At 47.3% G+C, this 20,827-nt stretch carries 14 protein-coding genes; 8 read left to right on the top strand and 6 right to left on the bottom strand.

Annotation, left to right across the window (positions count from 1 at the left end):
• Nucleotides 1–15 precede the first annotated feature (15 nt).
• A complete protein-coding gene (locus GFS24_RS25585) occupies nucleotides 16–1,371 on the bottom strand; it encodes an NAD-dependent succinate-semialdehyde dehydrogenase (protein WP_153664700.1) in 1,356 nt (451 codons plus the stop codon).
• 64 nt (nucleotides 1,372–1,435) lie between these two features.
• On the opposite strand from GFS24_RS25585, the gene GFS24_RS25580 reads away from it, so the two are divergent.
• Nucleotides 1,436–2,608 (top strand): MFS transporter, encoded by a 1,173-nt coding sequence (locus tag GFS24_RS25580; RefSeq protein WP_153664698.1) that lies wholly within the window; start codon nucleotides 1,436–1,438, stop codon nucleotides 2,606–2,608.
• A gap of 16 nt (nucleotides 2,609–2,624) precedes the next feature.
• On the opposite strand, the gene pyk is transcribed toward GFS24_RS25580, so the two are convergent.
• Entirely contained in the window at nucleotides 2,625–4,115 is a 1,491-nt protein-coding gene (gene pyk / locus GFS24_RS25575) for a pyruvate kinase (protein ID WP_153664696.1), read from the bottom strand.
• Nucleotides 4,116–4,125: 10 nt separating this feature from the next.
• Nucleotides 4,126–5,106, bottom strand: a complete 981-nt coding sequence (gene pfkA, locus GFS24_RS25570; protein ID WP_074237245.1) for a 6-phosphofructokinase — start codon at nucleotides 5,104–5,106, stop codon at nucleotides 4,126–4,128.
• Nucleotides 5,107–5,299: 193 nt separating this feature from the next.
• Between pfkA and GFS24_RS25565 the strand changes: the two genes are divergently transcribed.
• From GFS24_RS25565 to GFS24_RS25555, 3 genes are all read left to right on the top strand, one after another.
• On the top strand, nucleotides 5,300–7,429 hold the full coding sequence (locus GFS24_RS25565; protein WP_173003193.1) for a prolyl oligopeptidase family protein: 2,130 nt from the start codon (nucleotides 5,300–5,302) through the stop codon (nucleotides 7,427–7,429).
• Between the two features lie 62 nt (nucleotides 7,430–7,491).
• Complete coding sequence (locus tag GFS24_RS25560; RefSeq protein WP_253906596.1) at nucleotides 7,492–8,391, top strand: SDR family oxidoreductase; 900 nt, start codon at nucleotides 7,492–7,494, stop codon at nucleotides 8,389–8,391.
• 346 nt (nucleotides 8,392–8,737) lie between these two features.
• The gene (locus GFS24_RS25555) at nucleotides 8,738–11,110 is read left to right on the top strand and encodes a TonB-dependent siderophore receptor (RefSeq protein WP_153664694.1); all 2,373 of its coding nucleotides are present in this window, start codon (nucleotides 8,738–8,740) and stop codon (nucleotides 11,108–11,110) included.
• Between the two features lie 34 nt (nucleotides 11,111–11,144).
• Here the strand turns inward: GFS24_RS25555 and GFS24_RS25550 are convergent, their stop codons facing one another.
• The 3 genes from GFS24_RS25550 to GFS24_RS25540 are packed head-to-tail and all read right to left on the bottom strand — an operon-like array spanning nucleotide 11,145 to nucleotide 16,834.
• A complete protein-coding gene (locus GFS24_RS25550) occupies nucleotides 11,145–12,065 on the bottom strand; it encodes a hypothetical protein (RefSeq protein ID WP_153664692.1) in 921 nt (306 codons plus the stop codon).
• 34 nt (nucleotides 12,066–12,099) lie between these two features.
• Nucleotides 12,100–13,746 carry a hypothetical protein gene (locus GFS24_RS25545; RefSeq protein ID WP_153664690.1) on the bottom strand — a complete coding sequence of 549 codons (1,647 nt, stop codon included), beginning with the start codon at nucleotides 13,744–13,746 and terminating at the stop codon, nucleotides 12,100–12,102.
• Nucleotides 13,747–13,765: 19 nt separating this feature from the next.
• A complete protein-coding gene (locus tag GFS24_RS25540; RefSeq protein ID WP_153664688.1) occupies nucleotides 13,766–16,834 on the bottom strand; it encodes a tetratricopeptide repeat protein in 3,069 nt (1,022 codons plus the stop codon).
• Nucleotides 16,835–17,143: 309 nt separating this feature from the next.
• Here GFS24_RS25540 and GFS24_RS25535 point away from each other — a divergent pair, with 309 nt between their 5' ends.
• The 4 genes from GFS24_RS25535 to GFS24_RS25520 all read left to right on the top strand — a co-directional run bounded on the left by GFS24_RS25535 (nucleotide 17,144) and on the right by GFS24_RS25520 (nucleotide 20,677).
• Nucleotides 17,144–17,554, top strand: a complete 411-nt coding sequence (locus GFS24_RS25535; RefSeq protein ID WP_153664686.1) for a DoxX family protein — start codon at nucleotides 17,144–17,146, stop codon at nucleotides 17,552–17,554.
• An 87-nt stretch (nucleotides 17,555–17,641) separates the two neighbouring features.
• Nucleotides 17,642–18,052, top strand: a complete 411-nt coding sequence (locus GFS24_RS25530; RefSeq protein ID WP_153664684.1) for a thioesterase family protein — start codon at nucleotides 17,642–17,644, stop codon at nucleotides 18,050–18,052.
• A gap of 18 nt (nucleotides 18,053–18,070) precedes the next feature.
• Nucleotides 18,071–19,318, top strand: a complete 1,248-nt coding sequence (locus GFS24_RS25525) for a CinA family nicotinamide mononucleotide deamidase-related protein (protein WP_153664682.1) — start codon at nucleotides 18,071–18,073, stop codon at nucleotides 19,316–19,318.
• A 51-nt stretch (nucleotides 19,319–19,369) separates the two neighbouring features.
• Nucleotides 19,370–20,677, top strand: a complete 1,308-nt coding sequence (locus tag GFS24_RS25520; RefSeq protein WP_153664680.1) for a dihydrolipoamide acetyltransferase family protein — start codon at nucleotides 19,370–19,372, stop codon at nucleotides 20,675–20,677.
• The last annotated feature ends 150 nt before the right edge of the window (nucleotides 20,678–20,827 follow it).

The following is a 20,827-nucleotide window of genomic DNA, read 5'->3' as shown; positions in this document are numbered from 1 at the left end:
TGTTACAGGACAACTTTACTGGATGTAAACGGTTTTTATATTCAGGAATTCATGTACGCCTTCCAATGATAATTCCCTGCCATGGCCGGAGAGTTTTACGCCGCCAAAAGGAAGCCTGGCATCTGAGCGTACCATGGCATTGATGAATACATTACCACTGTCTATGAGGGTAGCGAGGCGCGCTGCTTTTTCAATGTCTTTCGTCCAGAGGGAAGCGCCTAAGCCAAATGGTGTTTGGTTAGCAAGGCGTATGGCTGCCCCTTCATCATTGGCAACGATGATCGCTGCCAGGGGGCCGAAAGTTTCTTCATCAAAAGCGGCCATACCGGGTTGTACATGTGTTAATAAAGCGGGTATGAAATTACAGCCGTCCCGCTCTCCGCCTGCCAGGAGCTGTGCGCCCTGTTCCATGCTCTTCTCCATCTGGCGCGCCAGTTCTTCTGCAAGGTCCGGGCGGGCCATCGGGCCGGTATCGGTATCTGCCGCAAAAGGGTCTCCCTGTTTCAGGGAGGAGATAATGGATTGCACCTCGTAGATAAAATCGTCTGCAATGGTTTTGTCTATGATCCAGCGTTTAGCGGCAATGCAGGATTGCCCGGCATTTTGCATGCGTGCTTTCACGGCGGTCTTTGCAGCTTCTGCGAGGTTGGCATCTTTCAATACAATGAAGGGATCACTGCCACCTAATTCCAGTACTGTTTTCTTGATATATTTCCCGGCCAGTTGTGCCACACTCATGCCCGCAGGTGTACTGCCGGTGAGGGTAACGCCATGGATGCGGTAATCCCTGATAAGGGATTCCATTTCTTTGGATGGAACGAGTACGGTCTGGAAAGTGCCTTCGGGGAAACCGGCTTCGCGGAATACTTTTTCTATGGCCAGTCCGCAGCCGCTTACATTGCTGGCGTGTTTTAAAATAACGGTGTTGCCCGCCAGTATATTCGGAATGGCAAACCGGAACACCTGCCAGTAGGGAAAGTTCCAGGGCATGATGGCCAGTATGATGCCTTTCGGTTCAAAAGCAGCATAGCTTTTTTTACCGTCCGAAGGAATGATCCTGGGCTGCAGCATGGGGCCAATATTGGCGGCATAATATTCTGCGGTGGAAGCACATTTGAGCACTTCTGCTTTAGCTTCTTTCAGCACTTTACCCATCTCCTGTGTAATGAGCGTACCATGCTCCGTTACATTATTCTTCAGCAGCGTGGCCGCCTGCATCATCCACTCCGATCGTTGTTCCAGGCTTGCCTGTTTCAGCGCAGAAAATGCTTTCCAGCCCTGCTGTAATTTCTTCTCCAGTTCTTCTACTGTATGGGCAGGATATTCTGCAATAGTCTCCTGCGTGTACGGATATATGCTTTTGAACGTCATGTTATAAAGTTAATGATTTTACCGGGCCGGCACAATGTTACAAAAGCTATAACTTTGCAGCCTTATGACACTAAGTAAATGGAACATTGCGATCATGGCTTTGTGTACCGGCCTGATCGTAGCTAACATATATTATTGCCAGCCTTTGGTGGTATTGATCAGCAGGGAATTTGGGGTATCGGAAAGTAATGCCGGGCAGGTAACCTTCTTTACACAGATAGGGTATGCATTGGGGTTATTGTTCTGTGTGCCTTTGGGGGATAAACTGGAACGGAAAAAACAGATCCTGATCATGACGGGCGCGTCTGTAGCGGCATTGTGTGCAGCGGCGCTTTCTGTTAATGTGGGCATGCTGAAGATCATGGGACTGATCATTGGTTTTACTTCCATCGTACCACAGCTGATCCTGCCGCTGGCAGCCAGCCTGGCAGAACCGGAACGCCGTGGTAAAGTGATCGGCGTGATCATGAGCGGGTTGCTGATAGGGATACTTTTATCCAGAACACTGAGCGGGATCATTGGAGAACATTTTGGCTGGCGGGCCATGTTCTGGATAGCAGCGGTAATGACCTTTATCATGATGATCACTATCCTGGCTACATTCCCGCAAAGCAAACCATCTTTTACCGGCAGCTACGGCGCATTGATGCGTTCCGTGTTCACGCTGGTGCGGGAGCAGCCATTATTGCGGGAAGCTTCGTTCCTGAATGCCTGCGGATTTGGTGTTTTCGGACTGTTCTGGACCACTTCTGTTTTCCTCTTATCCAATCCTCCCTATAACTTTGGCAGCGACGTAATAGGCCTCATGGGGCTGGCAGCAGCCACTGGTGCATTGGGTGCACCGCTCATCGGGCGCATTGCAGATAAAAAGAATCCGCGTATTGCTATCGGGTATGGCATTGCCTGTATCCTGGCGGGATATATCATCTTCTGGTTCTTCCAGAATTCCCTGGTGGGTATTGTTATCGGCATCATCCTGCTGGACCTTGGTTTGCAGGGTGTGCATGTGTCTAACCAAACGAGGATCTATGCCCTGTTGCCGGAAGCGCGCAACCGGATGAATACGGTGTTTATGACAGTGAGTTTTATTGGTACTTCCCTGGGTTCGGGGATCGGGTTGCTGGTGTGGGATATCAATAAATGGGCAGGTGTTTGTATGGCGGGGATAGGAATTACTTTATTATCGATACTGATCTATGGGGTTACCTATAAAAAAGAAAAGGCTGTCGTTTTGTGACAGCCTTTTCTTTTAATTATTCTGGTACTCTTGTGATCTTTAACATATTGGTGGGTAAGTGTTCCAGGATAGGTGTACTACCTGTATTCACCACCACATCATTTCCTTTGATGAACTTCCTTTCACGCAGGATGTTGATCTGATCTTCGAAGATATCATCCAGGCTTTCCTCTTCAGCATAGTGGAATGCGCGTACGCCCCAGCTGAGACTTAATTGGTTTACCAGTGTTCTTTCTTTGGTGAAGATATATAAAGGTGATTTAGGACGGTAGCTGGAGAGCATGAAACCGGTGTAACCGGATTGCGTCATACCGATCAGGCCATCTGCTTCCAGGTCTTCTGCGATCTTACAGGCATTGTAGCACAGTGCATCGCTGAGGAAGGTAGGAGAGTGGCGGTGAGGGATCAGGTTACGGTTGTAAATGATCTCTTCTTTTTCTACTTCACCAATGATCTTACGCATGGTTTGAATAACCAGGGTAGGGTGCATACCGGTAGCGGTTTCACCACTCAGCATCACCGCATCAGCACCTTCCAGTACAGCATTGGCCACGTCTGTGATCTCACTGCGGTTAGGGCGGGAGCGGTCTATCATGCTTTCCATCATTTGCGTAGCCACAATAACGGGCTTCGCACGGTGGATACATTTGCGGATGATATCTTTCTGGATCATCGGGATCATTTCAACGGGCAATTCCACACCCAGGTCTCCACGGGCGATCATTACGCCATCGCTTTCCCAGATGATCTCTTTCAGGTTCTGGATCGCTTCCGGTTTTTCGATCTTGGAGATGATCTTCATTTTGGAATTACGTTCCTTCAGGCGTTTGCGCAGGATGCCGAGGTCTTTTACGTTACGAACGAAAGAAAGGGCTACCCAGTCGCACTCATGATCAATAATGAATTCCAGGTCGATCACGTCTTTCTCTGTCAAGGCCGGCAATGATACTTTGGTATCAGGCAGGTTGAAACCTTTTTTGGAAGAAAGGATGCCACCCAGCAATACTTCAGCTTTGATCTCATGCTGTGGGGTTACTTCTCTTACAATGGTTTCGATCTTACCATCATCCAGGAGGATCTTCTGACCGGGACGGATGTCTTTATGCAGATCGTGGTAAGAAACATAGATACGCTCCATGGTGCCTACGCACTTTTCATTCACGAAGGTGAGGATGTCCCCGATCTTCAGGTTGAGTGCATTATTTTCAATTTCGCCCACACGCAGTTTCGGTCCTTGCAGATCTGCCAGGATGGCTACGTTGTAAGGTTCAGTTTTGTTGATCTGGCGGATGTATCCGATGATCCTCAGTTTGTCCTCATGGCTGCCATGGGAAAAGTTCAGGCGGAATACGTTCACTCCGGCTTTTACGAGTTCCAATAATTTATCATAGGTGTCGCAGGCAGGGCCTACGGTAGCTACAATCTTCGTTTTTTGCTTGGAATGTGCCAAAGCAGCTTCATTATCCATACTACTGTGAAAGTATTTGGACAGATCTTTTGTACTCATAGACGTTTATTTAACTCGCAAGAATTTTGACAATCTTAAACCATTCCGCATCGATCTTCTGTTTAGCTTTTACTGCTTTATCGAGCGGGGTATACTGAATTTTGTTATTGACGATACCGATCATGACGTTGTTATTGCCTTCGATGAGGGCGTCCACGGCGGCATAACCCATCCTGCTGGCAATGAGCCGGTCGATACAGGTAGGGGATCCACCGCGTTGGATATGCCCGAGGATGCAAACGCGGGTATCCAGTTGTGGCATTCTTTCTTTTACGTGACGGGCTACTTCGTTGGCGCCGCCAAATTCATCTCCTTCAGCTACTACAATGAGGTTCACCATCTTGCTGCGGCGTTCGTTGGCCAGCAGCTGATCGATCACGTCGTCAATGTCTGTTTTGCGTTCAGGGATGAGGATGTGTTCCGCTCCGGTGGCGATACCACTGTGGAGGGCAATGTAACCGGCATCGCGGCCCATTACTTCTATAATGAAGAGGCGGTCATGCGCATCCGCAGTATCCCTGATCTTGTCGATCGCTTCTACCGCGGTGTTCACCGCTGTGTCGAAACCGATCGTAAAATCGGTGCCGGCAATATCTTTATCAATTGTTCCCGGCAAACCAATGCAGGGAATGTCAAATTCCTGGCTGAATTTCTGAGCGCCCTTGAAGGAGCCGTCTCCCCCGATCACCACCAGCCCGTCTATCCCGAACTTTTTCAGGTTCTCATAAGCTTTCTTCCGGCCTGCTGCTTCATAAAATTCCTTGCAACGGGCAGTTTTCAGGATAGTGCCGCCACGCTGAATGATGTTGGCCACTGATTTGGATTCCATAGGAAAGATGTCGCCGGTGAGCATTCCCCGGTAACCATACATCACGCCGTATACATTCAACCCATGATAATTTCCCGTCCTTACTACCGCCCTTACGGCTGCGTTCATACCCGGAGCGTCCCCCCCAGATGTAAGAACTGCGATGTTGTTCACTTTTTTCATGTGAGATCTAAAGATTTTCTACACTATGGCCACATGTAATGGTCATTTCATAGTAATTTGCCTAAAATTGGGCCTTTTAAAGGGCGCACAAAATTAACTTTTTTTAATAGTTTTCTATCAGATATTCTATGAATTAACCTAAAAATTTAAAATTAATCAAATAACAGGCAGACTTTTTTTAAAAAACACATGTATGTCTAAAATTAACCATAAGCATGTTGCCATGAGTGTATTGATGACTTTAACGGCGGGTGGTTTGGCAGCACAGCAAAACGCTCCTTTAGCTTATCCCGTTACTAAGAAAGTAGACACGGTAGACGACTACCACGGGAAAAAGATTGCAGACCCTTACCGCTGGCTGGAAGATGACCACAGCGCGGAAACAAAGGAATGGGTAGATGCACAGAATAAAGTAACACAGGATTACCTGGCCACCATCCCTTTCCGCGGCAAAATAAAACAACGCCTGGAAGAATTGTGGAACTACCCCCGGTACGGTTCCCCTTTCCGCGAGGGCCAATATTATTATTTTTATAAGAATGATGGTTTGCAGAACCAGGCCGTCTTATACCGTCAGTTAGGACTGGATGGCGCCCCGGAAGTGTTCATCGATCCCAATAAACTTTCTGATAAAGGTACCGCCGCTCTGGGTAGCCTCAGTTTCTCCAAAGATGGCAAATACCTGGCTTACCTGGTTGCCAAAGCGGGGTCCGACTGGCAGGAAGCGTTTGTTATGGACGTGGCTACCAAACAGTTACTGAGCGACCGGCTGGACTGGATCAAATTCTCCGGCCTTTCCTGGAAGGGAGACGGGTTTTACTACAGCCGGTACGATAAACCGGACGAAACGAGCAAACTTTCCAAAAAGAACGAGTTCCATAAAGTGTATTACCACAAAATGGGCACTACGCAGGAGCAGGATGAGCTGATCTACATGGATAAAGAACATCCTTTGCGTAATGCCGGCGTAGGTTTAACGGAAGATCAACGTTTCCTGATCCTCCATACCACAGAGGGAACCAGCGGCAGTGAACTCTGGTACCGCGACCTGCAGGATGCTTCGCAAAAGGATTTTGCCTTGCTGGTGAAAGGGTTTGATTATGATCCCGATGTAATAGAGAACGTAGGGGATAAACTCCTGATGCGCACCAACCAGGATGCACCTAACTTCAAAGTAGTACTGGTAGATCCTAAGAATCCGGCCAAAGAGAACTGGAAAATAGTGATCCCGGAACAAAAGGAAGTATTACTGGGCGTAGGTACGGCTGGTGGTAAAATGTTTGCCAACTACCTGAAAGATGCTTCTACCCGGATCGTGCAATACGATTTTAATGGTAAACTGGAGCGGAATATTACGCTGCCGGGTATTGGTACCGCGGGTGGTTTTGGCGGAAAGGCAGAAGATAAAACGCTCTTCTACACCTTTACCTCTTATATAGCACCGCCTACTATCTATAAATATGATATCAATGCCGGTACATCTGATATTTTCCGTAAAACAGAAGTGAAATTCAATCCGGCTGATTACGAAACCAAACAGGTGTTCTTTACCAGTAAGGACGGTACCAAAGTGCCGATGTTCCTTTCTTACAAAAAAGGTATCAAACAGGATAGCAAGAACCCCGTATTGTTATATGGTTACGGCGGATTCAATATTCCTTCCACACCGGGGTTCTCTGTATCCAACCTCTTCTTTATGGAACAGGGTGGCATCTACGCGGTGGTGAACCTCCGTGGTGGTAATGAATATGGGGAAGCCTGGCACAAAGGGGGGATGCTGGATAAAAAGCAGAACGTGTTTGATGATTTCATTGGTGCGGCAGAATACCTGATCAGCTCCAAATATACTGTTCCCGGTAAGCTGGCTATCCGTGGCGGATCTAACGGTGGTTTGCTGGTAGGCGCCTGTATGACACAGCGCCCGGACCTGTTTAAAGTAGCTTTACCTGCGGTAGGCGTACTGGATATGCTGCGTTACCAGAAGTTCACGATCGGCTGGGCCTGGGCAGTAGAATATGGCTCCAGCGAAAAAGCGGACCAGTTCCCCTACCTGTTGAAATACTCTCCTTTGCATAACCTGAAAAAGGGCACACAATATCCGGCAACTTTGATCACTACAGCTGATCATGACGACCGTGTGGTACCTGCACACTCTTTCAAGTTTGCATCTGCTTTGCAGGAGGCGCATAAGGGTAGCAACCCGGTGCTGATCCGCGTGGAAACACAGGCTGGGCATGGAGCCGGTAAGCCTACCTCCAAACTGATAGAGGAGGCTACGGATATCTGGGCCTTTGTGATGTATAACCTGGGCATGAAGATGTAAATAATTAAAAAGAAAGACGCCGCGTAATACATATTGTTACGCGGCGTTTTTAGTATATTAACATGATGAAAGTATTAATCACAGGGAGCAACGGGCTCCTGGGGCAATACCTGGTAGAACTCCTTTCCAGCTTACCGGCATACGAAGTAATTGCTACGGGCAGAGGCGCCAACCGGCTGCGTCTGCAAAAAGGTTATCAATATGAATCTGTGAACCTGGCAGATGAAGCTGCTGTAAAAGGGTTGATAGAAAGAACAGCCCCGGATGTGATCATTCATGCGGGTGCTATGACGCAGGCGGATGATTGTGAACGCAGTAAAGATGCCTGCTGGATGGTGAATGTTACGGCTACACGGTACCTGCTGCAGGGTGCTGAAAAAGCGGGTGCTTTTTTCCTTTTCCTTTCAACGGATTTTGTTTTTGATGGGCTTAGCGGGCCTTATACTGAAGAGGATGCTGTGAATCCTGTGAATTATTATGGCGCCAGTAAAGTGGCGGCAGAGCGTATTGTTAAACAGGCTAAAATTCCATGGGCTATTGCGCGTACGGTGTTAGTATATGGGGTGGCTGATGATCCCCGCCGCAGTAATATCATTACCTGGGTTAAGAGTAACCTGGAACAAAAGAAGAAACTGAAAGTGGTAAATGATCAGTGGCGTACGCCTACTTTGGTGCAGGATTTGGCAGAAGGATGCAAGCGTATTATTGATAAAAAAGCGGAAGGGGTGTTTCATCTTTCCGGGAAAGATATGCTCACGCCTTATGATATGGCGATGCAGGTGGCGAATTATCTGAACCTGGATACTAAATTATTTGAGAAGGTAGATGCTTCGAGTTTTAGGCAGCCGGCACAGAGGCCTGCTAAAACAGGGTTTGTGATTGATAAAGCGGAACGTGAGCTGGGATTTGCGCCGCGGAGTTTTGAGGAGGGTTTGAAGTTGGTGATTGAGCAGTTGCCGTAGTAAATTTGCTGAGACCTTGCCGCGCAGCAAAGGGCGGTTTTTTCTTTCTTTTTTGTGGGAGGATTTCTTTTATAAGGAGTTCCTTTGCTGTGCAACAAAGGGTGGTTTTTTCTTTCTTTTTTGTGGGAGTTTTTCTTTTATAAGGAGTTCCTTTGCTGTGCAACAAAGGGTGGTTTTTTCTTTCTTTTTTGTGGGAGTTTTTCTTTTATAAGGAGCTCCTTTGCTGTGCAACAAAGGGTCGTTTTTCTTTCTTTTTTATAGAAGAATATATAATTATTCCCGATCCCGTAAACCTTTTTACGGATTGCGTAAACAGCAAGGGCTGCATGCCGCTCATCTTTGCGGCATGAAAACTAAGATATTATTTACGCTCTTATGCCTGCTAAGCACTGCTGCTTCCTTTGCACAAAGGGGTGGTGGTAACATATCAGGTAAAATTACTTCTGCAGACGGGAATCCCGTAGGCGGTATTTCCGTGGAACTGGTGGAATCCGGTATCAATGCGGTTTCTAACCATGAAGGTATTTTCCAGTTCAGGAATATTAAAGCCGGTAATTATAATCTGCTGATCAGCCTCCGTAATCACGAGGAGATCCGCCAGACGGTTACTGTGGAGAATAACAAAACGGCTGCCGTTAATATGCAAATTAGCCTGCAGGTAGGAGAATTGCAGGGTATTATTGTAACAGGTAATAAGAACAGCTTCAAGGCAGACAGGACTTCCCAATCCCTGCGCATTGCTACTCCTCTCCTGGAAGTACCACAGAACATACAGGTAGTAACCAATAAAGTACTGGCCAGCCAGAGCATCACTTCCATGAGCGATGGCGTGATCAAAAATGTGAGCGGCGCTACCCGCCTGGAACACTGGAGTGATGTATATACCCGTGTGAATGCACGTGGTGGCCGTTTGGCGGCATTCCGCAATGGCGTGAACGTTACTTCAGACTGGGGACCGCTAACGGAAGATGTAAGTTTTGTAGATCATATTGAGTTCGTAAAAGGCCCTGCAGGTTTTATGATGTCTAACGGAGAACCTGCCGGGATCTATAATGTGGTTACTAAAAAGCCTACGGGTATTCAGAAAGGAGAAGCTGCTATCACCTATGGCAGCTTTGACCTCCTGCGTGCGTCGCTGGACCTGGATGGTAAACTGGATAAAACAGGAAAACTGTTATATCGTTTAAACCTGATGGGGCAGACCAAGAATTCCTTCCGGGATTATGAATTCAATGATCGCTTCAGCATTGCGCCGGTGATCAGCTATCAGCTGGATGAAAAGACCTTACTGACTGCAGAATATACTTATCAGCATGTAACCATGTCTGACCTGGGTTCTGCTTATGTATTTTCAACAGATGGTTATGCGGTATACCCCAGGAACTTTTCTATGAGCAATCCGGGTATTGAGCCTAATAAAGTAGGTGAGCACAGTGCATTCGTAAACCTGCAGCACCAGTTAGATGACAACTGGAAATTAACAGCGCAGATAGCACACTTCAATTCAAAACAACGCTCAAGTGATATCTGGCCCAATTCCGTACAGCCAGACGGTAAGGTGATCCGTGATCTTTACAGCTTTGACGGGCATATTAAAAATACCTATGGCCAGGCTTTCGTGAACGGGGATGTGAATACCGGTAAAGTACACCATCGTATCCTGGCAGGTGTAGACGTTGGTTCTAAAGAAGCGTTGTATGACTGGGGCCAGATGTTCCAGATAGATTCTGCCAATGGCGGAGAGTTTGATGCACATGCGCCTAATTACGGCAAACCTGCCAATGGTTTCCCTGTATTTGACCGTACCACCCCGCTGGATCAAAGAGCGGTATCCCGCGTTAATCAATCTTACACCGGTTTATACTTCCAGGATGAACTTGGTTTCTGGGATAACAGGATCCGCCTCACCGTTGCCGGCCGTTATACTTTTGTGAAAGACCAGGATGCTACGACTATCGAATCGAAGAAGTTCACGCCAAGAGCAGGATTAAGCGTTTCTATTGATCGCAGTACTTCTGTATATGCATTGTATGATCAATCCTTTATTCCGCAAACCGGCAGGCTTAGAAGTGGTAATCCTCCTAAACCTATCACCGGTAATAATATTGAGTTTGGTGTGAAGAAGAATTGGTTTGACGGTAAGCTGAGCACTACAGCGGCGGTTTATCGGATCATCAAGAATAATGAACTGTCTGCAGACCCTACCAGTACACCGGCAGAACCTTATTCCCTGCAATTGGGGCAGAGCCACGCAGAAGGGCTGGAACTGGATGTGATGGGTGAGATCGTGAATGGTTTAAGTGTTGTGGCTAACTATGCTTATACAGATGCTTATGTGAGCAAGGTATCAGAATCTTACGGTTCAGTTATCGCTAAAGGCACACGTATTGCAGGTTTTGCGAAACATAATGTCAACACCTGGTTAACTTATACTGTGCAGGGTGGTGCTTTAAAAGGTGCCGGCGTTTCAGCAGGTTTCAGTTACCAGATAGAAAGAAGTTCCTGGTCTTGGACCACGGAGCCAAGCAGAATGGCGCTGCCAAATTATTTCAGGCTGGATGGTGGTTTGTTCTGGGAAAGAAAGAAGATCAGGCTTACGGCCAATGTTTTCAATATCCTGGATGAATACCTGTACACCGGAGCTGATTATGGTTCCTATTACTACTGGCAGGCGGAACCTCCAAGAGATATCCGTTTCAGTATTGCATATAAATTCTAAAATAAAAAGGGCCGATCAGATGATCGGCCCTTTTTTAATATGCTATGCTGATGGCGTTCTTCGAGACCTTGAACCGGTGTTCTATGGAATCTTTTGCCATGGTAGTATCTATTGGCAATGTGCGGAAAGGAATGGCGAGGTTATAAGCAGTTGAATCTTTAGCCGTGAATATCACTACATCCAATTGCTCCCATCCAATTCGTTTATCGTACATCTTCTGTGCTTCGGATTGACTTTTAAAGGTCTGGAACACCACGAAGTAAGCGATGGAATCACTCACGGGTTCAGGCACTGCAGCCGGTATCGAATCTGTTACAGGTGCAATGGACTGTGCCACCGGGGTATCTTTATCAGCAGGTACCAGAGAAACTGTCTGCCATTCATCTTTCAACAGGTAAATAGCTACGCCGGCTCCGATCAGGAAAAGCGGGAGGATCACCCACCACCATCTGAAACGGCCTCCACTTTCAAATTCTTCCGGTATGGCGGACATGTGTTCCACTACTTCCTGGTTCACCACTTCCGTAGTGCCCTGCAATACTTTGGGAGCAGATTCAGGCCGCAATACCTGTTGCACGGCAATCGGCTGCCAGGTATCCGGTAATTCCTGTGGTGTGAAGCGGATCTGGCCAAAAGGGTCCAGCCGGAGGGAACCAACACCTGGCAGGTCAATGGGCTGACCTGTTTGCAGGCTTTCCCTGAACTGTTGCAGGTATTTATCCAGCTTGAGGGCCGCTACGGCATCTACCAGGTTTTCTTTTTGCGAGATCCAGTGCAGGCAGGAGCCGTCGTCTTCCCAGCGGGTATCAAAGTTCACTTGCTGGCGGGGAGGTGTTAACACCTGGTCTACCACCGAAAAGTGAGCAGGGATGTGCTGGATCGTAAAGGTGCCTACCTGCGGAACAGAGCAGGATTGCTGTTTAAAAAGGACTTCTGTGATGTATTGCTGTAGCATTGCGGCCAGGTCAGTTTGAGTGCAAGTTTACGATTTAAAACTTAATCGTTATACCACCCAGGACGTTTAACCCATAGGATTGATACCCATACCACCGCTGATACTTAGAACTGAACAGGTTATTGGCGGTCAGCCAGATATTGAAATTCTTGCCGATATCGAAGGTGGCCCCGGCGTTCAGGTCCTGTACAGACTTCGTTTTGCCGAAGTATCCGTTGGGCAGTACGTAATAACTGCCGTTCAGGGTATACAGGTTGGCGTTCAGGTGCAATTTCTTGGCAAATGTGTATTGTGCGTACAAATTAGCCTGGAAAGGTTGCAGGTGCCATGGTTTCAGTTCTGTTTTCTGCTTGGTATAATTGAACCAATCCAGTGCAAGGCGTACCTGGAACTTTTCTTCCTGCTGGTAGCCTACTTCTATATGTGCCTGGAAGGCGCGGAGCTCTTCTTCATTCCTGATGTAGAACTTCTTGCCATCTATAGAATCATTCACAAAGAGCGGCATATCGTACCAGGTAACGGCGGCAAACTTGGTGTTATAGGTGAGGTGGCTGCCGAGTGTACCTTTAATACCAGTGTACTTTTCTTCCACACGGGTGTTCCTGATACCGTCAGGATACCTTTCAATGAAAGGGTTCTTGTTGGCGAGGTTGCGGAAATTGTTCTTGTCTATATAAGAGATCCATCCACTGCTCAGGATGAGTTTTTTGCGGATCAGGTGTGATTCATTCACGATGTCCGGCAGCAGGTAGAACTTGTCGTTGGTCCAGGTAGGATTCACGCCGGCATGGAGCATAAAGCCCGGTTTGGTCACCTCTACGGCGGGGTGGATGGCGGCTACGCTGTTATTGATCTGCTCGTTGTTATCTTCTTTAAAATTACTGAGGTCCACCATACCTTCTGCCTTGATCCAGATATCTTCAAACAATTGTTTGCGGATAGGGGCTTTCAGTACAAAGGTGTTTTCCATGCGTTTGTAAGAATCACCGAACACGATGAACTCTGCCTGCGGCTGGAACTGGAATGCCCAGTCGTTCTGCGGACGGTTCTTAGCGCCTACTTTCGCGATCACTTCATTAAAGCTCTGTTTTACATCTCCTTTGCTGAACTCATACATGCTATGATCATAACCATAATAATGCACCTGGTTCAGGTTGTAACCAAGGCTGGCATTGAATTCAAAGAGAGGAGAGAAGTAAGTGCCGGAACCCAGTACATTCACGTTGGTGTAATCCTGGTTCTCTATATCTCCTTTTGAAGAAGTGTAATTAAAGTAGAGGCCAAGGTTGTATTTGTCTGCCCTGCCGGTACCAAAACCTGCCTGTACCAATGGGGTCTGGAAGTTGCCGTATCCCAGTTTCACATAGTTATTCTGCAATTGCAGGGAAGAAGTATCCTTTCCTAAAGCAAGGGGGCGGATGGGCACCGGCTGATACATAAAGTAAAGGTTCAGCGCGGGCACCTGGTAGCCTAACCTTGGCCGGGAAGTATCCACAGAGGGCAGGGAAGCAGTGAGGTTCAGCTTGGCTGCATTGGGCAGTTTAGGCTGGTATTTGGAAATGATGTCGATCGTTTCCTGTTTGAGCGTATCCTTCTTCTGGGCCGTGGCAGCCTGTTGTATGAGTAAACCTGCGCCAAGTGCCAGGAAGAATTTCGTTGTATGCTGGATGGTAAGATTCATATGCGTTAAATGCTATAAATTATTTGATCTTGGAACCTGCTTTTTCTTCTGCTTCTGCTTTGGCCAGTTTGTCTTTGGCTTCTGCTTTCAGCTCGGGGATAGGACAGTTTTCCGCAATGCTCTGGAAAGTAGCTTTTGCGTTGAAATAATCTTTCTGACGGGCGTATACATCTCCTAAGAGGATGTATGCTTTCGCCGTCCAGAATTCATACGAGGATGTATTCTTGATCACATCAAAGCCTGCTTTTTCCGCAGCGGCCAGATCATTTTTCAGGAAGTAGCAATTAGCGATGCCGTAGCGGGCTTCCGCTCCGATCTCTGATTTAGTAAGGCCGGCAGCTACTTTATATTCTTCTATGGCCTGGTCATACTGTTGCTTTTCCTGCTGTGCTTTACCAAGGTAGAAATGGCCAATGATCTGGTCATCTGTACTGAGATTGCTGCCGGATAACAATTGTTCTGCCTGCACGCTTACATCATCCCAACTCTTTAACTGGTAATTGCTCCGCAGTAATCCGCGGTTGGCAGCCAGTGTGTTTTCTTTGTTGGTAGATACGCTGAGCAGTTGCTGGTAGTATTCTTTCGCCTTCGCATAATTCTTTACCTGGTAATAGTTCAGGTACGCGGCCTGTAAAGCGGAGCGTTCTGCAAACGGACTGGTTCCGCGGGTGAGTACAAACTCATATGCGGGCAATGCGTTCACGTAATCTTTATTGTTGTAGAGGCATTCTGCTTTATAGAAACTGGCCTGTAATGCAAACTGACCGTTCGGATATTTCTGCAGGTAGTTGGTGAAGGCGGTGATGGCACCGGCGTAGTCTGCATTGCTGAAGCGGGTTTCAGCGGCAGCATACGTGATGGAATCTTCTGCGGAAACAGAAACAGACTTACCGGATGCTTTCAGCAATGCGAGGTAATCATCTGTTTTACCTTGTTCCACATAGATGGTGCGGATACTTTGCAGGGCTTCATTTGCTTCTGTGGAGTTCGGGAACTTTTCTACCACCTGGCGGAAGTATTGCATGGCGGTATTATCCTGGTCTGTATTGAAATAAGCCAATCCGAGTTTGAGGAGCGCTTTAGGAGCGTTCGGTCCGGTTGGTTGCTTTTGCAGTACGTTCTTGAGATAAGGGATGGCTTCGTTAAAACGTTCGTCACTCAGGTAGGTATCTGCAATTTCCATTTCAGATTCATTCGTGAAGTTGGAACCGGGATACTTGGTGGCAAGTTGTTTTAGCAGGGCCAGTTTATCCGTGTGTTTGCCCTGGATACCGAGTATGATACTTTTTTGGTAGGTAGCATAATCAGCGCCGGGGTCGTTTGCATTGATGATCCTGTCGTACAGCGCGGTGGCTTTGGCAAAATCACGCAGCATGTAATAACAGTCTGCAGCCCGCAGTACGGCATCGTTGGTGATGCGCCCTGCATTAGGGCCGCTGGCTTTCTGCGCGGATTCAAAGTAAGGTAAGGCGGTGGCGTATTGTTCTTTTTTCAGGAGGCTGTATCCCATGTTGTAGCTGGCCGTTTGTGTATTGGCTTCGCCGGAAACAGGGGTAGTGCCTGTGCTGAAATAAGCCTGGAGGCTGTTGATGGCTTTATCTGTATTATTCTGGCGCAGCGCTATTTCTGCTTTCCAGAACTGGGCCAGCTGGCTGATCTGCTGATCATATGGATTAGCGAGGGCAATATCCAGCAGGCGTTCTGCTTCTGCCAGTTGCTGATCGTTCACTAACTGTGTGGCGCGGCCGTAGGCTACTTTCTGGTAGGCCTTTAATACTGCCGGGCTTTTTTCAGGCAATTGTTCCAGGATGGCAATGGCTTCTTTGTAGTTATTGGTATTGGCAAAAAGCTGCACGAGTATTTCCCGCGCTTCTTTGTTGTATTCAGAACGGGGATAGTTATTTACGAAAGTGGTTAACTCCGTGATGGCAGCATCCTGGTAACCTAATTCGAAAGACAGCTTACCGTAATTGAAACGGGATATTTCCTGTTGCTTAGGGTTGGAGCTGTTGCGGGCGCAGAAGGCAAAGGCGTTCCGGGCGTTGGCTTTCTGACCTGTGCGGAGGTAACAGTCACCCAGCAGGTACATAGAGTTCTGGCCAAGGGAATCTTTTTCACTGCTCAGCTGTTTAAAACCTACGATGGCTTTATCCAGGTTTGCGGTTTGGTAATAAGCGTAAGAGATCTGGTATACATCTTCTTTCCTTACTTCCTCTGCATTCTCCTGGTATTCTTCCAGGTAAGGAAGGGCTTTGGGATAATCCTTCTTTTCGAAGTAAGCCTGGCCCACCAGTTGTTTCAATTCAGCTTCATAATACATGTTGCCTTTGCGGATCAGTGGTTCCGCGTAGGAGATCAGCTGATCTTTCTTGCCCTGGAAGTAGTAGATCTCTGCGATATAGTAGGGCACCACGGCATCATATTTCGGATCTCCCTGTACGCGTTTGAAGCTGTTCAGGGCAGCATCATACTGTTTGTTGTAATAGGAGATGAAGCCGAAATAATAATTGGCGGGGATGTAATATTTGTTTTGAATTTCCTTGATGGAAGCAAAAAGCGGTTGTGCCTTTTTGAAATCCTTCACATTGAAGTAACAATAGGCCAGTTCGAATTTGGCATCTGCAATGTCTTCGTTGGAAAGGTTATCAATACTGGCTGCTTCATAGTAAGGAATAGCTTCCGTGAATTTGTTCCGGTGGAAATAGAACCGGGCCAGCTGATAGCTTACCATTTGTTCCCGGGCGCTGTTATTAAAGTTTTTGATAAAATAGAGCGCCTTTTTCTCTGCATCTTCATTTTGCAATTTCAGGGCGCACATGGCATAATAGTAATGTGCGTCCGTATTCACGAGGGAACGGTTGGTTTCCTGGAAATAGCTGATATCGTCAATTGTTTTTTTAAACAATTGCATGGAAATGGCATATTTCCCGTCGCGGTACAATTGCTGTGCTTCCTTGAAAGTTTTGTCCGGCTCCGTGTACACACGTGTTTGCTGCGCGTGGACGGCGGTGGATCCGGCGATCCCTGCCATGAGGAAGAATACATGCAAAGGTGGAAGAGAGAAGTTCTTTCGAGTGAATAGCTTCATGCTGTATGTGTTATTTCGAGTATTATTTTGTTTAAAACGGTTCCAGACTGAAATTATTTCAAAAGCAAGACAGTGCCGGATTTTAAGGCCCTTGCTCCCGAATGCTAAAATTGGCAATAGATTGAGGTTGACAAACAGGGCAAATATATATTTTTATAGTTTTTTAGCCCCTTGGAGGTTATCTACCCTGTGTGGATAACTACAGGATGTGGATAACTGCCGAATTTTGAATTTAATGATGATATATATTAGATTCTATCTAAATTTGAGCACTGGTATACTTAACAAGAATCAAACCAATTATCTACTATGAAAAAACTCTTATCCGCCCGTTTCACAAATGGCCAGGTGAATTTATCACTACTGATCCTGCGTGTTGGTTTTGGCGCAATGATCATGTTACGCCATGGCTGGCCTAAATTAAAAGGTTTCTCCACTTACGCAAGTCAGTTTGCAGATCCGTTCGGCATTGGTAAAACTGCTTCACTGGGATTGACCGTATTTGCGGAATTCTTCTGTGGTGCGTTGCTGGTGTTAGGTTTGCTGACACGCCTGGCTACCGTTCCGCTGATCATTCTCTTCAGCGTGGTAGTTTTCATGATCCACAAAGCAGATGGTCTGGACAAACAGGAATTGCCTATTCTTTTCCTGTTAGCCTTTGTTGCCATCCTGATCACAGGCCCTGGTAAGTATTCTATAGACGGAGCTGTCGGTAACTAAACCGTAAAAAATAAAAAGTAAAAAGGGAATTTGTTGGTGCTTGTGGGAATATCCTACATTTACACCTTCAATTTCCCTTTTTGCATTATGTACAGTACTACGATTGATATTCGCGTTCGTTATGGCGAAACAGACCAGATGGGTTATCTCTACTACGGAAATTATGCCTTGTATTATGAAGTAGGCCGTACCGATGCTATCCGCCAGCTGGGATTTACGTATAAGGAACTGGAAGACCAGGGAGTGATCATGCCGGTAGGAGAGTTGCACGTAAAGTACCTGCGCCCTGCTTATTATGATGATGTGATCACGGTAAAAACGATCCTGAAGGAACTGACCACCAACCATAAGATACAGTTCCATTCAGAGTTATATAATCAGAAGGGGGAGTTATTGAATGTGGGCACTGTTACACTGGCTTTCATTGATGCCAGAAATAAAACGCGCATGAACATGCCGGAAGCTCTGAGAGAGAAGCTGGCTGTATATTTCCAATAATACACAAAACACACCAGCATGGAAAAGATCTACGCCAGCCTCATCACTATCGGAGATGAGTTGCTGATAGGACAAACCATTGATACCAATTCCGCCTGGATGGCGCAGCGGCTGAATGAGATAGGCATCTGGATACAAAGAAGGGTGGCTGTGGGAGATGACAAAGCGGCGATCATCAAAGCGTTGGAAGAAGAAGGGAAGAACTCGCACATCATCCTCATCACCGGTGGCCTGGGGCCTACGGCGGATGATATTACGAAGCCGGTGCTTTGTGAATATTTTGGCGGAAAGATGGTGCAGGATGAACTGGCTTTACAGAATGTGCTGCAATTGTCTGCCATGCGCGGATTGCCTGTGCTGCAGCGGAATCTGGACCAGGCGCTGGTGCCGGACGTAGCCACTATCATACAAAATAAAAGAGGATCTGCGCCCGGTATGTGGTTTGAAAAGGAAGGGAAGATCTATGTATCTATGCCCGGTGTACCGCATGAAATGAAGGGCATTTTGGAAAATGATGTGATCGGCATGTTGCAGGCGCGCTTTGAAACTCCTGCGCTGCTGCATCATACACTGATCACTGCAGGCATGGGAGAATCCTTTGTGGCAGAGAGGATCATGGACTTTGAAACGAATCTTCCCAAACATATCAAACTGGCTTATCTGCCCAATTACGGGTTGTTAAAGCTGCGGCTCACGAGCATTTCACCAGATAAACAATCCGCGGCAGCAGAACTGAACAAAGCATTTGATACCCTGAAATCCTTAGTGGGCGATATCCTGGTAGCAGAAAAAGATGTGACGATGGGAGAGGTGCTGGGAGAGATATTGAAAGAAAAGAAGCTGACAGTAGGTACTGCAGAGAGTTGTACCGGCGGCAAGATTGCCAGCCTGATCACTGCCATCCCCGGCAGTTCCGCTTATTTTAACGGAAGTGTGGTGGCTTATTCTTATGAAGTGAAACAGCATGTATTAGGTGTGCAGGCGGAAACACTGGAGAAACATGGCGCGGTGAGCGAGAAAACAGTGCGGGAAATGGCGGAAGGTGCATTGCGGGTTTTAGGTGTAGATTGCGTAATGGCCGTGTCCGGTATAATGGGGCCGGATGGCGGAACGGAGGAAAAGCCCGTTGGGTCTGTATGGATAGCGGTGGGTGGCAAAGGAAAGATCGTCACCAAACTGCACCGTTTCCGGTATGACCGTGCCCGGAACATTGATATGACCTGTGTGGCAGCCATGAATGAATTGCGGAAATGGCTGGAACTTTAATTTCCCTTATTTTTGTCCTCTACGTAAAAAATAAAACACTAAAACACTTTTATGGCAATAGTCGAACTGGTGATGCCCAAAATGGGAGAAAGCATAATGGAAGCTACGATCCTGCGTTGGCACAAGAAACCCGGTGATAAGGTGAAGGTAGATGAAACAGTGCTGGAGATAGCAACGGATAAAGTAGACAGCGAGGTACCTTCCATTGCGGAGGGAGAGATCACCGAGGTCCTTTTTAATGAAAACGATGTGGTGCCTGTAGGTACTGTTATTGCGCGTGTGCAAACAGCTGCCGGCGCTACAGTAGCTGCTTCCCCTGCCACACCGCCCCCCGTTTCCGTCCCCAAAGTTTCCACTGAATCACATTTTCAAACAGCACCAGCCCGCACAGAGCCGGTTGCACCGGTTTCCGGAGAAGCGCGTTTTTATTCTCCTTTAGTACTCACTATTGCGCAACAGGAAGGCGTGAATTTCGCTGAACTGGAAAAGATCCCCGGTTCCGGAACTGAGGGCCGCGTTACCAAGAACGACATCCTTGAATATATTGCTAACCGCACTACACCTGCTCATATACAGGAGCCGGAAGTGGTGAAGGAAGCACCTAAGCAAAGGGAAATAGCCACTGTGCCGGCTTCTAACAGTTATGGCAATAATGTGGAGATCATTGAAATGGATCGCATGCGCAAACTGATCGCAGAGCATATGGTACGCAGCGTGCAAACAAGTCCGCACGTGACCAGCTTTGCTGAAGCAGACGTTACCAATATGGTGCGCTGGCGCGAGAACGTGAAGAAGGATTTTGAAAAGCGGGAAGGAGAGAAGATCACCTTCATGCCTTTATTTGTGGAAGCAGTGGTGAAATGCATTAAGAAATTCCCATTGGTGAACTGCTCGCTGGACGGCGACAAGATCATCCTCAAAAAGGACATTAATATCGGCATGGCGGCAGCCTTACCCAGCGGTAACCTCATAGTGCCGGTGATCCGTAATGCGGACACCCTGAACCTGGTAGGCCTCACCAAACAGGTGAACCAGCTGGCCAATGCAGCCAGGCAGAACCGTCTGAAACCAGAGGATACCCAGAACGGTACTTTCACCATCACCAATGTGGGTACTTTTGGCAGCCTGACCGGTACGCCTATCATTAACCAGCCGCAGGTAGCTATCCTGGCGGTAGGGGCTATCAAGAAACGCCCGGTAGTGGTAGAAACACCTAACGGGGACTCTATTGCCATCCGCCACATGATGTACCTTTCCATGAGCTATGATCACCGGATCGTGGACGGGTCTTTGGGCTCTACTTTCCTGAGTGCCGTGGCACATGAAATGGAGAATTTTGATCCGAACAAAGAATACTAGCATATTGAAAAAGGCTTCCTCAAACAGGAAGCCTTTTTTTAGCGCTTTACAGCCATTTTTATCTGCCTGTTGATATTCGCCCCTGGAAATACCTAAAGGGCATAAAAAAAGGCCTCCGTGTAAAGGAAGCCTTTTTATTGCGTCGATGAG

Source organism: Chitinophaga sp. SYP-B3965 (assembly GCF_009647655.1).
Lineage (GTDB): Bacteria > Bacteroidota > Bacteroidia > Chitinophagales > Chitinophagaceae > Chitinophaga.
The sequence above is the reverse complement of the archived record's forward strand: the minus strand, read 5'-3'. Positions and strand labels throughout refer to the sequence as shown.